Raw genomic sequence first — 12,872 nt, 5'->3', positions numbered from 1 at the left:
GGCTTGTTTTAGGATGTTGACGATTTGGTTGTCGCTAAAGCGTGTCTTTTTCATAGGATTCTCCTGCTGGTGTATTTTAGCAGTTAATCTCTATTTGTAAGTGTTCTTATTTATTGGGGGGATTACCCCTTCTTCGATCATCCTTTCAATTAAAGGAGTAGTAAGACCCCTATATTTTTGTGCAACAGAGTATGAGACACCTACAGCACTCTGAATATGCTTAACAGCTACACTGAAGCCTAAAGTATTATCCGCTTTACTAATTGGTATTTCCCATAGTGATTCTTTATCTCCAGCTGTTTTCGATACCCATTCTATAACAGCTGCTTCGGCGTCTTTAATCGGTTGTTTTTCTTCAACGTTATTAAAGTCTGTACCTAAAGTTCCTGGCTCAGGAAAATCCTCATGAATCTCATCAATGGTTATTCCAATGTTTTTCATTTGATGTCCTTAATGCCAATTCTTAACTGTGTCTGTTCAGATAAGCGCTTCATTTTCTCAGCTTTGGTTAATGTATCACCATTCTCGTCACACATGCTCTTGTAGATATCTTGAGGGATATTAGTGTATATCTGTGTAGTACTAAGATGGTTGTGGCCTAAGCAATTCTGCACAATAGCAAGCCGATCTACATAGTTAGACCCTAAATCCTTTGACTGTAGTATTGAATAAGCGTTGCCATGCCGTAGCTTGTGGGGAGAAATCAGTCGATTGAGTCGACCGTGTTTGATTGCGCGTTTACTTATACGTTCAAGTAGCTTACTGATTGAATTTGGGGTGTAAGGAGTGCCTTCAGCATTAAGGAACGCTGGTGTTTCAGACGGCTTTAAATATTTACGAGCGTATTTTTTATACAAGGGAGATGCGTGGTATTTTTCCACACGTTTGATAGTTACTAAGCTAAGCAAATTCCAGCGTGGCTTAATTTGATTACCACGGCCCTTACTTCCTTTAACTTTCAAAGATACATAGTCGGGATGAATAGGCAGGTCAGTATCGCGGGAAATATATTTTTCAGAATTAAGGCTAGTAATATCTTTAAAGTCTTGAAGAGTAACTCTAGGTAGTTCTGAACGACGTAAGCCAGAGTCGTATAAAAACTGGAGTAAAGCTCTTTCTCGTTCTGAATCAGTAAATTCAATCAATATGAAAAGGTCATCAAGTGTGCAAGAGCTAATCGGTGTGCGCTTTGGTGGTTTTGATAGCAAGCCATCGCTATATGGGTTATCTTGTCTAAGCTTATCACGGTCTTCTGTAGGGCTACAAAGGTATTCGATGAAGGCATGTATTGTCTCATCTCGACTTCTAACAGTAGATGAGTTCTTATGGTCTTCACGGATTAAAAATGTCAGGTATTCTTGAATTACGTATTTTGGAACTGTAATAAATACTTCATCAGATTCACTGTCATCATAATCTGGACGACTACGAATATAACTTAAGAAGTAGCTTAGGTTTCTACCATAAGTAACTGCTGATTTATAAGAGATTATTTGATGTTTGGTTCGATACGACAAATACTCAGAAACAAGAGGAAGGATCTTGCCATCATCATCAAATACTCCAACACCATTCACTGTTACGGTTTTGTTCAATGATAAATTTGGAATCTCATTGAGTAAACAAGACTTAGATAAATCTAACTTTGTATCAAAACAAACTTTAACATCCATAATAATCACTATCTCAATACATAGACTAAGTTATGTATTGCATTATATACGATCTATTACTCCGTATTGTGCATTATTGTTATGGGGGTATAATAGGAATAAGTCAGCCGAACGCTGATACAGCTGGCACGACAGCTTGTTGTCTGCGACAAAGAACTGAAATAATGTATGACATGGTGGTAGGGCTACTTGCTCTGCCTCACCTGGATTCCAGCCAGAAACAATCAAACGGCGTGAATTCGGATTGGTCTTTATCTGTTCAACGACTTGTGCGATTTGATCGACGCCATCAGCGTTGTAACTGGCATCTTCATTTTTGGTCGCGCCATAGTTACGCCATTGATGACCATAGATAGGACCCAAATCGCCAGCAGGTCTGTTAAAGCGCGCGGTCTGTTCTGCTGTCGCCCACTCATTCCAGATACGAACGTTATTCTGTTGTAGATAGTCAACATGAGTGCTGCCACTTAAAAACCATAATAGCTCATAAGCGATGGATTTAAAGTGAACCTTTTTGGTCGTTAGCAGTGGAAAGCCTTCTGCTAAGTCAAAGCGTAGCTGCGCGCCAAAATGGCTAAGCGTACCAGTACCAGTACGATCACCTTTTTCAGTGCCATTGTCGAGAACGTGGCGTAGCAAATCTAAATAGCCTTGCTCGTTATTACTTTGGGTGCCATTGATCATAAAATGCTCTTTAGTTACTACTGACAGCGCATACAGGCTAGATGGGTAGTCGATATAGACACTGTCATTATTGAAAGTATTGCTAGGGTAGGTGTTCTGACAGCTTACCCTATTTTAAGTCATCAACCTTTATCACAAAAGGGTAGGCTTAATAAGCAGCTTGCTTACCCCAGTCGTAGATGCCGCGTTTGTAGGCGTAACCGATCAAGAACAGACCGATAATTATCATTGGGGCGCTTAGTATCTGACCTTTGGTCATCCAACCTAGCAAGATGAATCCTTGGTCGATGTCTGGCTGGCGGAAAAACTCAATGATAAAACGGCTAAAACCATAACCAAGCATAAAGACACCGGTCACTGCCATACGAGGACGGGGTTTCGATGAGTACCACCACAAGAATAGAAACAGCAGTAGACCTTCTGCAAGGGCTTCATACAGTTGCGACGGGTGACGAGGCAACAGGTACTGACCATTGACTTCAGTCATCAGGTCTTGTAGTGCAGGATTGGCTTGTAGTTGCTGCATATCAACACTAGCGGCCTGCGGGAAGTAGGTCAACCAGTTATAGCCACCGTCAGAGACACGGCCCCATAGCTCGGCATTGATGTAGTTACCAATACGTCCGAACAATAAACCAGTTGGTACGCAGGGAACAACAAAATCGAGCACTTGGAAAGGTGTCTTTTTATATTTGCGGGCAAAATACAGCATACCCAACATGACACCAATCAGGCCGCCATGGAATGACATACCTCCTTCCCAGACCTTGAACAGATAAGCAGGGTTTTGGAGTAGTTCACCGAACTGATAAAATAATACATAGCCGACACGGCCACCTAATATCACACCAAGTGCGCCAAAGAACACCAAGTCTGAAACCATATCTGTCGTCCAGCCTTCACGCTTGGTACTGCGATACCATGCCAGTCCGTAGGCGGCGGCAAATGCCAACAAATACATCAGCCCATACCAATGGACTTCGACAGGTCCAACTGCTAATGCTACAGGATCGTACTGAGGATGAATCATCATAAAGGCATCATAATATTGATAATAAAATGCTGACTATAATAGCAAATTTCGTTCGCTGGGCATACATAATTGCTCTAGTGCCAATCAGAGTGTATGAGTAATTTGATTCTTTGAGATGATACAGAATGTATAGGCTAAGCGTCAAAAAAGATAAGAAGTGAGGTGAAAAAAATGACTTTAATTAAGGAGTGTTTTCGTGATGATATGTAATCTTGGTAGCTATTAGCTTGAGATAAAAGTGCCATTTTTAGCATTATCGAGCGTTCACTACCAATTTGTATTATTACATCTATTATTAAAAGAGATTAGATGGCGACCAGATCTTGTACTTTGTTTTCGACCATCGTATCGCCTGCGCCTTGCGAGACTACCTTACCACGTGATAGTACCGTGTAATTGTCAGCAAGCTCTTCAGCAAATTCATAGAACTGCTCAACCAGTACAATGGCCATGTCACCTTTGTCAGCCAAGTCACGTAGAACTCGGCCAATATCTTTAATGATAGAGGGCTGAATACCTTCAGTTGGCTCGTCCAAAATTAACACAGTCGGCTCGGAGGCTAAGGCACGGGCGATAGCAAGTTGCTGCTGCTGACCACCAGACAGATCGCCACCGCGCCGATGTTTCATCTCATCGAGTACGGGGAAAATATCATATAAATGCTTAGGTACATGTTTGGCCTTACTGCGTGAAAACTTGGCCATACCAATTAATATGTTCTCTTCTACGGTCAGTGTCGAAAAAATATCGCGTCCTTGTGGTACATAAGCCAGCCCAGCTCGGACACGTTGCTCGGGAGACATCTTGCTGATATCTTTATCATTGAGCAAGATCTCTCCTGATTTAATCGGCAATATCCCCATCAGGCATTTAAGTAGCGTAGTTTTGCCCACGCCATTGCGTCCAAGTACCACGCTGCACGCGCCTACAGGTGCTGTAAACGAGACATCTCGTAAGATATGACTGCCGCCGTAATACTGGTTGATATCGTTCACTTGTAACATGGCTGTCTCCTAAACTCTAAAACTTTTCTAATATTTTAAAGGGAATATTCGTTTGGCTCGTCTAGATGATTCGTTCGGCTATCGACCTAAGTAGGACTCAATCACTGCCTCATTGGCTTGCACTTCAGCTAACGTACCTTCGGCCAAAATCGCCCCTTGTGCCAATACCGTGACTTTTTCACTGATGGCATCGATAAAGGTCATGTCATGTTCGACCACTACTAATGTATGGTTCTTTTTAAGCCGTAGACACAGCTCGGCGGTATGTTCTGTTTCGGCATCGGTCATACCTGCTACGGGCTCATCAAGCAAAATTAGCTTGGGGCTTTGCATCAGTAGCATGCCAATCTCTAGCCACTGTTTTTGCCCATGTGAGAGCAAACCAGCAGGCTTGTTGATCTTATCGGTCAAACGAATCTGCTGTAGGGTAGCGTCGAGGGTATCGCGAGTATCGGCATTGAGTTTGTTAAATAAGCTTTTGACCACACGTTTGTCTTTTGGCGCAGCAAGTAACAGATTATCCATTACCGTAAAGTTCTCAAAAACAGTAGGTTTTTGAAACTTACGGCCGATACCCGCTTCAGCGATTTCTTCGGTAGATAAGCTGGCAAGGTTATGAGTCTGACCAAAAAACACGCTGCCTTCCGTAGGACGGGTTTTACCTGTAATGACATCCATCAATGTGGTTTTACCAGCGCCATTTGGGCCGATAATACAGCGTAGCTCACCTTCTTCGATATATAGCGATAAGTTATTGAGTGCGCGGAAAGAGTCGAACCAAACACTTAAATCTTCTAAATATAATGCAATGCCATGGCTAAAATCGACGCCTGATGGCTTTGGGTGACTGCGGCCAGTACCGCCATGAGTACGTCCATACTCATTAATAATTTGCTCAGTCGTTGACGGTTTATCATTTAGCATTACTGCTTCTCCTTTTTGAATCGATCGAACAAGCCCATAATGCCATTGGGTAAAAACAACGTAACGACGACGAACAGTCCACCTAATATCAATAGCCAAAATTCAGGGTAGGCGACCGTAAAGTAGGTTTTCACAGCATTCACCACACCAGTACCTAAGATAGCGCCAATTAAGCTTCCTCTACCACCAGTCGCTACCCAAACGGCTATCTCAATCGAGTTCACTGGGTTCATTTCACTCGGATTGATAATGCCTACTTGCGGTACGTATAGCGCACCTGCGATACCAGCAATGACAGCGGATAATACCCAAGCAGATAGCTTGTACCACAGAGTACGGTAGCCCAAATACTGCAAGCGATTTTCGCTATCACGAATAGCGCCAAGCACTCGCCCATAAGGTTGGTTCATTAAATGACGTAAACCCATATAAGAGACTAACAATGCTAAGGCCGTGACAAAGCACAGCATTGAACGAGTAGAGGCAGCGGTAATGTCGTAGCCGAGAAGGGTAGTAAAACCAGTAAAGCCATTATTGCCACCAAAGCCTGTCTCATTACGGAAGAATAGCAAGGCTGCTGCATAGACCATGGCTTGAGTGATGATAGAAAAATAAACGCCTTTGATTTTGGAGCGAAAGGCGAAAAAACCAAAGAGAAAAGCAACCAAGCCAGGCACTAATACGACCAGTGCGACTGCCCACCAAAAGTGCTGCGTGCCAGCCCAATACCATGGCATCTCAGTCCAGCTCAAAAATCGCATAAAATCAGGAAGCGCATCGCCTGCCGTTTCGCGTGTTAGGTACATGCCAAATGCATAACCACCCAAGGCAAAGTACAGGCCATGTCCTAAGCTCAAAATACCGGCATAGCCCCAGACGAGATCTAGCGCCAGAGCGACCATCGCTAGTGCCATGATTTTGCCAATTAGGGTAATCCAGTAGGCTGAAAGGTGAAAGGCTGAAGTCTCTGGCATAAGATGTAGCCAAGGCAGTATGAGTAGTACGGCAAAACATAAGCCAATTAAAACAGCACTACGCGGCGTATCAGACAGTAATTTGGTCAGTATCATAGGAGTCTCCTTATTCGACAAAGCGGCCTTTGAGTGCAAATAAACCTTGTGGCCGTTTCTGAATAAACAGAATCACAAGAACCAACAACACAATCTTTGCCAATACCGCACCGATACCAATCTCAAGTACCGTACCGCTAATACCAAGTCCCAAGGCGGCCAGTACTGCGCCCCATACTTGTCCGACACCGCCAACGACGACGACTAAAAACGTATCAATGATATAGGTTTGTCCCAAATCAGGACCGACGTTGCCTACTTGGGCAAGGGCACACCCAGCCATACCAGCCAGACCAGAGCCCAGACCAAATGCCATCATATCGATACGTGCAGAGGGGATGCCGACAGCACGTGCCATTTGGCGATTTTGAGTGACGGCACGTATAAACAAACCAAAGCGCGTTTTGTTGAGTAAGTAAACCAATAGCGCTACGACGATGACCGTGAATACGATAATGGCAATACGGTTATAAGGTAGTACAAGGCTTGATGACACTTGATACGCGCCGCTGAGCCATGCCACGTTACTGACTTCAACGTTTTGCGCACCAAAAATCATCCGTACTAGTTGCATTAAAATCAGACTGACGCCAAAGGTCGCCAGTAAGGTCTCTAGCTCACGACCATATAGTGGACGAATGACAATGCGCTCGATTATCATACCGATGATGGCACTAACTAAAAAAGCAGCTGGAATAGCGGCAAGCAAATACCAACCTGCCATATTTGGCATATAAGCTTGAAAGAAGTTTTGCACCATATAAGTGGTATAAGCACCAATCATAATTAGCTCACCGTGCGCCATATTAATAACGCCAAGCAGGCCAAAGGTAATGGCAAGACCAAGCGCCGCTAGCAGTAAAATACTGGCGGTACTCATACCGGTGAAGATATGACCTGTCCATGTACTTATTTCAATACGACGTGACACGCTAGATTCAGCATCGATAAGTGCAGCTTTGAGCGAGGCATCTAAGCCATCAGCCGCGAGGGCAGACTCGATATCGACCAAAACTTGTGGGTTATCACTATCTGCAAGTAGATTGACCGCTGCAATCTGAGTGGGCAGGTCGCCGTTTTTGAAATCAATACGCGCCTGTAGAGCAGTTAGTGCCTTTTTGACTTTAGCGCTGTCCTCATTTCCTGCTGCGATCATAATAATAGCTGGATCTACTTGGTCAATATTATCGGCCAAAATCTCTACAGCTTGCAGGCGCTGTGCGGGCTTGTCAGAAGCTAGCTTTACCTTAGCCTGTCCAAAGATGAGCGCTGAGCGAAGGGCATTAGTCAGGGTGATTTGTGATAAATCACTTGGCCAATCGTCAGTCTCTTTTTTATCAGGATAAGTAAACAGCTGATCTTCTTTATTCAATAAATACGTTTGCCCACCGTTGCCTTGATATAGCTCATCATTGGCAATAAATTCAACCAAACTATCTAAACTTTCAACCGAGCCTGGCCAATCACTTAACATGGTTTGACGCTGGCTAAAATCACCCGCTACAAATTGTTGAATGGCATCGCCTGAACTTGTAGAAGTTACTGTTGAAATATTTGAGGTACCTGATGTGCTGGCTTGAGTAGAAGTAGATACGTTCGCAGTCGTGACCAGTGATTGCTCACTATGAACGGTATTCGTATCGTGGTCATGTACCTGACCATCATGATCCGCATACGCTGTGGTGGTGAAAGTTGTTATGCATAATGCCATCAATGCAAGTAACCGCAGAGGCACATAAATTGAAAAATGAGCCGCCTGCTGCATGACTTCACTGACTGATGCTTGTGGGTTATTACCATTTTTAGACGATGTTTGCCCTGCAAAGGGGCATAAAATATGGCGCTGCATGTGCGGCTCCCTGTTTTTACAGACAACAAACCCTTAGCTTCTATTGCTTAGCGGACTAAGCAGTAGAAGTGTTGATAAGGTTTGGAGGTATTTAAAAGTTGAGAATAAGTGTTAAAAATAAATGTGGAGAGTAGGTGATGGGTCGTGTATTTATATCGTTTATCCATCTGGCTACTCTCCATTCGCTTTTCAGTACCACTTTACTTAGGAGATGTTTTATTTAGGAATGTATTCGCTCCAAGGCTGCGCTTGAATGACTTCTGGTGTTTTAAAAATCGTATCAAACTGTCCGTCGGCACGAATTTGACCAATCATGACAGGCTTCCATAGGTGATGGTTTTCTTCATCCATTTTTAGCGTGTAGCCAGAAGGTGCATCAAACGTTTGTCCCGCCATGCTGATACGCACTTTGTCGACATCAGTCGTACCTGCTTTTTCGACAGCTTGCTTCCACATGTTGATACCGACATAAGTCGCTTCCATTGGATCATTGGTCACGACTTTTTCAGCATTTGGTAGTTTTTGGTCCAATGCATACTGCTTATAGCGTTTGGTGAAGGCACTGTTGGTTGGGTTTTTGATCGACATAAAATAGTTCCACGCCGCCAAATGCCCCTGTAGCAGACTGGTATCGATACCGCGTAGCTCTTCTTCACCGACTGAGAACGCCATGACTGGAATGTCTGACGCTTTGATACCTTGGTTGGCAAGCTCACGATAGAACGGAACGTTTGAGTCGCCATTGATAGTAGAGATAACGGCAGTCTTTTTACCCGTTGAGAATTTTTTGACGTTAGATACGATGGTTTGATAATTGCTGAAACCAAATGGCGTGTATTCTTCCATGATGTCTGCATCAGCCACGCCTTTCGATTTCAAAAATGCCTTTAAAATCTGGTTGGTGGTGCGTGGATAGACATAATCAGTACCTAGCAATACGAAGCGCTCTGCACCGCCGCCTTCTTCACTCATTAAGTACTCTACCGCCGGAATGGCTTGCTGATTTGGTGCAGCACCCGTGTAAAAAATATTTTCTGATTGCTCTTGTCCTTCATACTGCACTGGATAAAACATTAATCCATTTAGTTCTTCTACCACTGGCAGTACTGATTTGCGTGATACCGATGTCCAACCACCAAAGATGACATCTACTTTGTCTTGAGTGAGCAGCTGACGGGCTTTTTCGGCAAACAATGGCCAATCAGAAGCAGGGTCGACGACGACTGGTTCTAGTTGCTTACCGAGTACACCGCCATTGGCATTGATCTCATCAATGGTCATGAGTGCCGTGTCTTTTAGAGAAGTTTCAGAGATGGCCATGGTGCCAGATAGCGAATGTAAGATGCCCACTTTGATCGTGTCGCCATCAGCGGCAGGGGTAGTCGTTGTCTCTGTAGTGGTTTCGGCTGTTGTCTCTGTGGCTGTCGCCGTTTCGGCAGGCTTTTGACAGCCCGCGAGACTCAAGCTACCAACGACAGCAATCGCTAATAATGAGAAGCGTGATTTGATTTTGCCGTGCATATGAGTCTCAACAAATTGAGGATTGGCTAAAGTTGGTAACGAAAACATGGACATCTCCTAATAAATACAAAAGGTAAAATAATGTTCCTGAACACCTATTAAGAGTTCAAGTTCCGTGCCAAGTTAAAAAAGCCAATAATCGAGTAATAATTGAGCAATAATTAGGTTCTGATTAATATATTCATTAATTTAGTGCAGGATGGCTAATAAACTGCACCATAAAGGGGAGATGAACAAAAAAATGGTGCAATACAGAAAACCAAATTTTTAAAATTGAAGAGCTACCATATGAAGAGATTTATCGATAAGGCGATTTTTACTAAAAATGCTGTCTGCCAAAAGCATTTATTGCCAAAGACCTGTAAAACGGCTACGGTAATCTCTCTAAGATAGTTACTATTTTGCGCGTTGAGCCAATGCGTAGCTGCCATGATGGATTGTACTGCTAAGGAATGATGTATGAACGCACAATTAACGGATTCGCCTGTCTCAACAGGCCATGGCAGCGTATTACCGCCGCTTAATCAAATAACTAAATTTGCTATCCTGCCATTTGTACTTAGTAGTAGTGCCATTTTGGGATTGTCTTCGGCACAAGCGGCCACCAGTAGCGTCGAGCAAGTGACTATTTATCAAGGGCTGGCGAGCGTGACGCGCGCATTGCCAGTCACAGGTAGCGGTGAGCAAACGGTGGTGTTTTCGTGCCTGTCACCTTATATGGATAAAGAAAGCCTAAGCGTACAGGCGACAGGCAGTGTCAACGTTGGGGAAGTCAGTATCGAAGAGCTGACAGGTGAGCAGGCAGCCCAGTGTCAGTATCAAGGTGATGCCAAGGTACAGACGCAGCAAAATACCCTAGCCAATATCAATGCTGAATTAGAAGCAGCACGGTTAGCAAAGGCCTACTTGCAGAATTTGACCAAAGCCACGCAAGTCAATACAGATAGTACGATTGCCAATAATGCCCGCGATATAGAAACTCAAGCGACCAGTATTAACCAAAGAATTTTAGAGATTCAACAGCGACAAGCGCGTGCCCAAGATGCACTGAATCAACTGATGGCAGGCAGCGCGACATCGACCTTTAACAAGGTGACACAGGTGAGTGTACGTACGGCAAGCCGCTCGCCAACTAGTATTAAGTTGCATTATCAAGTGCAAGGTGCAGGTTGGGAACCTGCGTATCAAGCTCAACTAAACACAAATAGTGACCAATTAAGTATCACAGCCTCTGCGATTATTGCTCAGCAAACTGGCGAGAACTGGACAAACGTACCACTGACACTCAGCACCGTTAATCCCAATCAAAGGACGACGGGGCAACTGCCGTATGTACAACGTCTATCATTGTATGAAGAGAGCGAAGATGCTCGAGTAAGACGTAAACTACCTATGATGGATGCGTCCCCTGTTATGATGGAAGAGCCTGCTTATAATAAAGGAGCAGGGGCAGCTATGGCACCGCTACCTAATTTCACGGTCAGTAGCCAAAATAAAAATGGCATCATCGAGTATCGTTTACCGCAGTTGGTCAGTATTCCGAGTGACGGGAGGCGCGTACGAACAGTGATTGGGGAGCAGTCAGGTAATAGTAAGCTCTGGATTCGCAGTACGCCAAGTGTTGAGACTGCTGCCTACTGGTATGCGTCAGCGCCGTTTTTGACGCCGGACTGGGTCGATGGTTCACTACAGTTGTACCGTGATGACAACTATGTAGGTCAGTCACGTTATAATTATCAAGTGCTAAAAGAGCAGGGGATTGGATTTGGTCGTGACTCAAATATGCTCGTAAAAGAGCTGACCAATGAAGATAAGCAAGGTGAGAAAGGCGTGCTAAACCGTACGCAAACACTGACGACCACCAAAGCCTATCAGTTTACCAATCAGCACAATCGTAGCGTACGCTTACAAGTACTGGGCAGTGAACCTATCAGTCGTGACGATAGTTTAAAGGTTGCGGTGACGCATACGCCGCCTGTGACTGAGCGAGATTGGAATGATAATCAAGGTATGGTGGCGTGGGAATTTAACTTACCAAGTAAACAATCACAAGTAATACGTTCAACCTCCCAAATTAGTTATCCTGCCAATAAATTGCTAACTGGCAATTAATAAGTACTGCCTGTAAGTGCTACCTTATTAATAGGTAAAGTCTGAAATAATATCTTTGCCTCTATTAAGAATTACTCGCATAACGAAAATTATTATAAAAGGAAAGCTATGTGTATTGTCGCTATTGCTTGGCAATTATTTGATGAGTTACCGCTGGTACTACTGTCTAATCGTGATGAGTTTTTGCAGCGCCCAACTGAGCCGCTCCACCAGTGGTCTGACCAACCTATTTATGCTGGTCGTGATAAACAAAGCGGTGGCACGTGGTTAGGCATTCATCAGAACGCGTCACCAGCGCAGAGTGCAGAGTATTATGAACAGAATGGGCGCTGGGCTGCGGTGTTGAACTTTCGTGATGGGGTGCAAGCAAGCAGTGATGAGCGCTCGCGGGGCGCGCTGGTCACCGAATTCTTGATAGGAACTCTAAGTCCAATGGATTTTGCACGGCAGATTGATTTGCAGAATTATGCGGGTTTTAATCTGATCATTGGCGATGCTGCGCAAGCTGTGATCGTCAATAATCGTGGTCATGCACCTACGCCATTATATGCAGGTCTACATGTTATCTCTAATGGTCAACCAGAGGACAGCTGGTTTAAGACAGAGCGGTTGCGCGGGCGACTACGTCAAGAAGTGCTGCCATTGATTGCGGAGGATAGCTCACCTGCGTACTGGCAAGCGGCGGCTTTTAACGTTTTGTCAGATAGTACCAAAGCACCAGAAGATAAACTGCCTGTTACTGGCGTGGCAATTGAGGTGGAGCAGATGTTATCGTCTGTTTATATTGAACCCGTCGCTTTTGGCGATACTGAAACTAGCAAACCTACTTATGGTACCCGCACTCAAAGCATCTTAACGTTGCGCAAACAGAGCGATGCAGATTGTATTGCTAATATTATTAGCCGTGAGTTTGACAATCATTCAAAGTGACCGTTAAGAGATAATAAAAAAACACCCACGGTAATTGCTAATATTCTAGCTACTATCGTGGGTGTTTTGCAT

Annotated in this window: 11 protein-coding genes; 2 read left to right on the top strand and 9 right to left on the bottom strand. The window is 44.2% G+C overall.

Annotation, left to right across the window (positions count from 1 at the left end; genetic code table 11):
* Positions 1-90: 90 nt before the first annotated feature.
* The 9 genes from JMX07_RS11405 to urtA all read right to left on the bottom strand — a co-directional run bounded on the left by JMX07_RS11405 (position 91) and on the right by urtA (position 9,758).
* Entirely contained in the window at positions 91-441 is a 351-nt protein-coding gene (locus JMX07_RS11405) for a hypothetical protein (protein ID WP_201608034.1), read from the bottom strand.
* Positions 438-1,673, bottom strand: a complete 1,236-nt coding sequence (locus JMX07_RS11400; RefSeq protein WP_201608032.1) for a tyrosine-type recombinase/integrase — start codon at positions 1,671-1,673, stop codon at positions 438-440. The genes JMX07_RS11405 and JMX07_RS11400 overlap by 4 nt, the downstream gene beginning before the upstream one ends.
* Positions 1,674-1,715: 42 nt before the next feature.
* A complete protein-coding gene (gene thyA / locus JMX07_RS11395) occupies positions 1,716-2,357 on the bottom strand; it encodes a thymidylate synthase (RefSeq protein WP_265088370.1) in 642 nt (213 codons plus the stop codon).
* A 148-nt stretch (positions 2,358-2,505) separates the two neighbouring features.
* Positions 2,506-3,390: a prolipoprotein diacylglyceryl transferase gene (gene lgt, locus JMX07_RS11390; RefSeq protein WP_057761969.1), complete on the bottom strand. Its 885-nt coding sequence runs from the start codon at positions 3,388-3,390 to the stop codon at positions 2,506-2,508.
* Between the two features lie 305 nt (positions 3,391-3,695).
* Positions 3,696-4,394, bottom strand: a complete 699-nt coding sequence (gene urtE / locus JMX07_RS11385; RefSeq protein WP_057761967.1) for an urea ABC transporter ATP-binding subunit UrtE — start codon at positions 4,392-4,394, stop codon at positions 3,696-3,698.
* Between the two features lie 78 nt (positions 4,395-4,472).
* Positions 4,473-5,285 (bottom strand): urea ABC transporter ATP-binding protein UrtD, encoded by an 813-nt coding sequence (urtD, locus tag JMX07_RS11380; RefSeq protein ID WP_413786684.1) that lies wholly within the window; start codon positions 5,283-5,285, stop codon positions 4,473-4,475.
* A 32-nt stretch (positions 5,286-5,317) separates the two neighbouring features.
* Positions 5,318-6,388 (bottom strand): urea ABC transporter permease subunit UrtC, encoded by a 1,071-nt coding sequence (gene urtC / locus JMX07_RS11375; RefSeq protein WP_201608026.1) that lies wholly within the window; start codon positions 6,386-6,388, stop codon positions 5,318-5,320.
* A 10-nt stretch (positions 6,389-6,398) separates the two neighbouring features.
* Positions 6,399-8,237 (bottom strand): urea ABC transporter permease subunit UrtB, encoded by a 1,839-nt coding sequence (gene urtB, locus JMX07_RS11370; RefSeq protein WP_227684801.1) that lies wholly within the window; start codon positions 8,235-8,237, stop codon positions 6,399-6,401.
* A gap of 216 nt (positions 8,238-8,453) precedes the next feature.
* Positions 8,454-9,758 carry an urea ABC transporter substrate-binding protein gene (gene urtA, locus JMX07_RS11365; protein WP_201608042.1) on the bottom strand — a complete coding sequence of 435 codons (1,305 nt, stop codon included), beginning with the start codon at positions 9,756-9,758 and terminating at the stop codon, positions 8,454-8,456.
* A gap of 459 nt (positions 9,759-10,217) precedes the next feature.
* Between urtA and JMX07_RS11360 the strand changes: the two genes are divergently transcribed.
* Both JMX07_RS11360 and JMX07_RS11355 read left to right on the top strand, forming a co-directional pair.
* The gene (locus JMX07_RS11360) at positions 10,218-11,870 is read left to right on the top strand and encodes a DUF4139 domain-containing protein (protein WP_201608024.1); all 1,653 of its coding nucleotides are present in this window, start codon (positions 10,218-10,220) and stop codon (positions 11,868-11,870) included.
* A 108-nt stretch (positions 11,871-11,978) separates the two neighbouring features.
* Positions 11,979-12,800 (top strand): NRDE family protein, encoded by an 822-nt coding sequence (locus tag JMX07_RS11355; RefSeq protein WP_201608022.1) that lies wholly within the window; start codon positions 11,979-11,981, stop codon positions 12,798-12,800.
* Positions 12,801-12,872: the final 72 nt, after the last annotated feature.

The sequence above is a fragment of the Psychrobacter immobilis genome (assembly GCF_904846235.1).
GTDB classification, from domain to species: domain Bacteria; phylum Pseudomonadota; class Gammaproteobacteria; order Pseudomonadales; family Moraxellaceae; genus Psychrobacter; species Psychrobacter immobilis_C.
This window is presented reverse-complemented; position numbering and strand designations above follow the sequence as displayed.

Excerpts from the sequence above, each read along its gene's own strand:
- JMX07_RS11405 (WP_201608034.1), bottom strand. The coding sequence starts at position 441 with ATGAAAAACATTGGAATAACCATTGATGAGATTCATGAGGATTTTCCT.
- JMX07_RS11400 (WP_201608032.1), bottom strand. The coding sequence starts at position 1,673 with ATGGATGTTAAAGTTTGTTTTGATACAAAGTTAGATTTATCTAAGTCT.
- thyA (WP_265088370.1), bottom strand. The coding sequence starts at position 2,357 with ATGATCAATGGCACCCAAAGTAATAACGAGCAAGGCTATTTAGATTTG.
- lgt (WP_057761969.1), bottom strand. The coding sequence starts at position 3,390 with ATGATGATTCATCCTCAGTACGATCCTGTAGCATTAGCAGTTGGACCT.
- urtE (WP_057761967.1), bottom strand. The coding sequence starts at position 4,394 with ATGTTACAAGTGAACGATATCAACCAGTATTACGGCGGCAGTCATATC.
- urtC (WP_201608026.1), bottom strand. The coding sequence starts at position 6,388 with ATGATACTGACCAAATTACTGTCTGATACGCCGCGTAGTGCTGTTTTA.
- urtB (WP_227684801.1), bottom strand. The coding sequence starts at position 8,237 with ATGCAGCGCCATATTTTATGCCCCTTTGCAGGGCAAACATCGTCTAAA.
- urtA (WP_201608042.1), bottom strand. The coding sequence starts at position 9,758 with ATGCACGGCAAAATCAAATCACGCTTCTCATTATTAGCGATTGCTGTC.
- JMX07_RS11360 (WP_201608024.1), top strand. The coding sequence starts at position 10,218 with ATGAACGCACAATTAACGGATTCGCCTGTCTCAACAGGCCATGGCAGC.
- JMX07_RS11355 (WP_201608022.1), top strand. The coding sequence starts at position 11,979 with ATGTGTATTGTCGCTATTGCTTGGCAATTATTTGATGAGTTACCGCTG.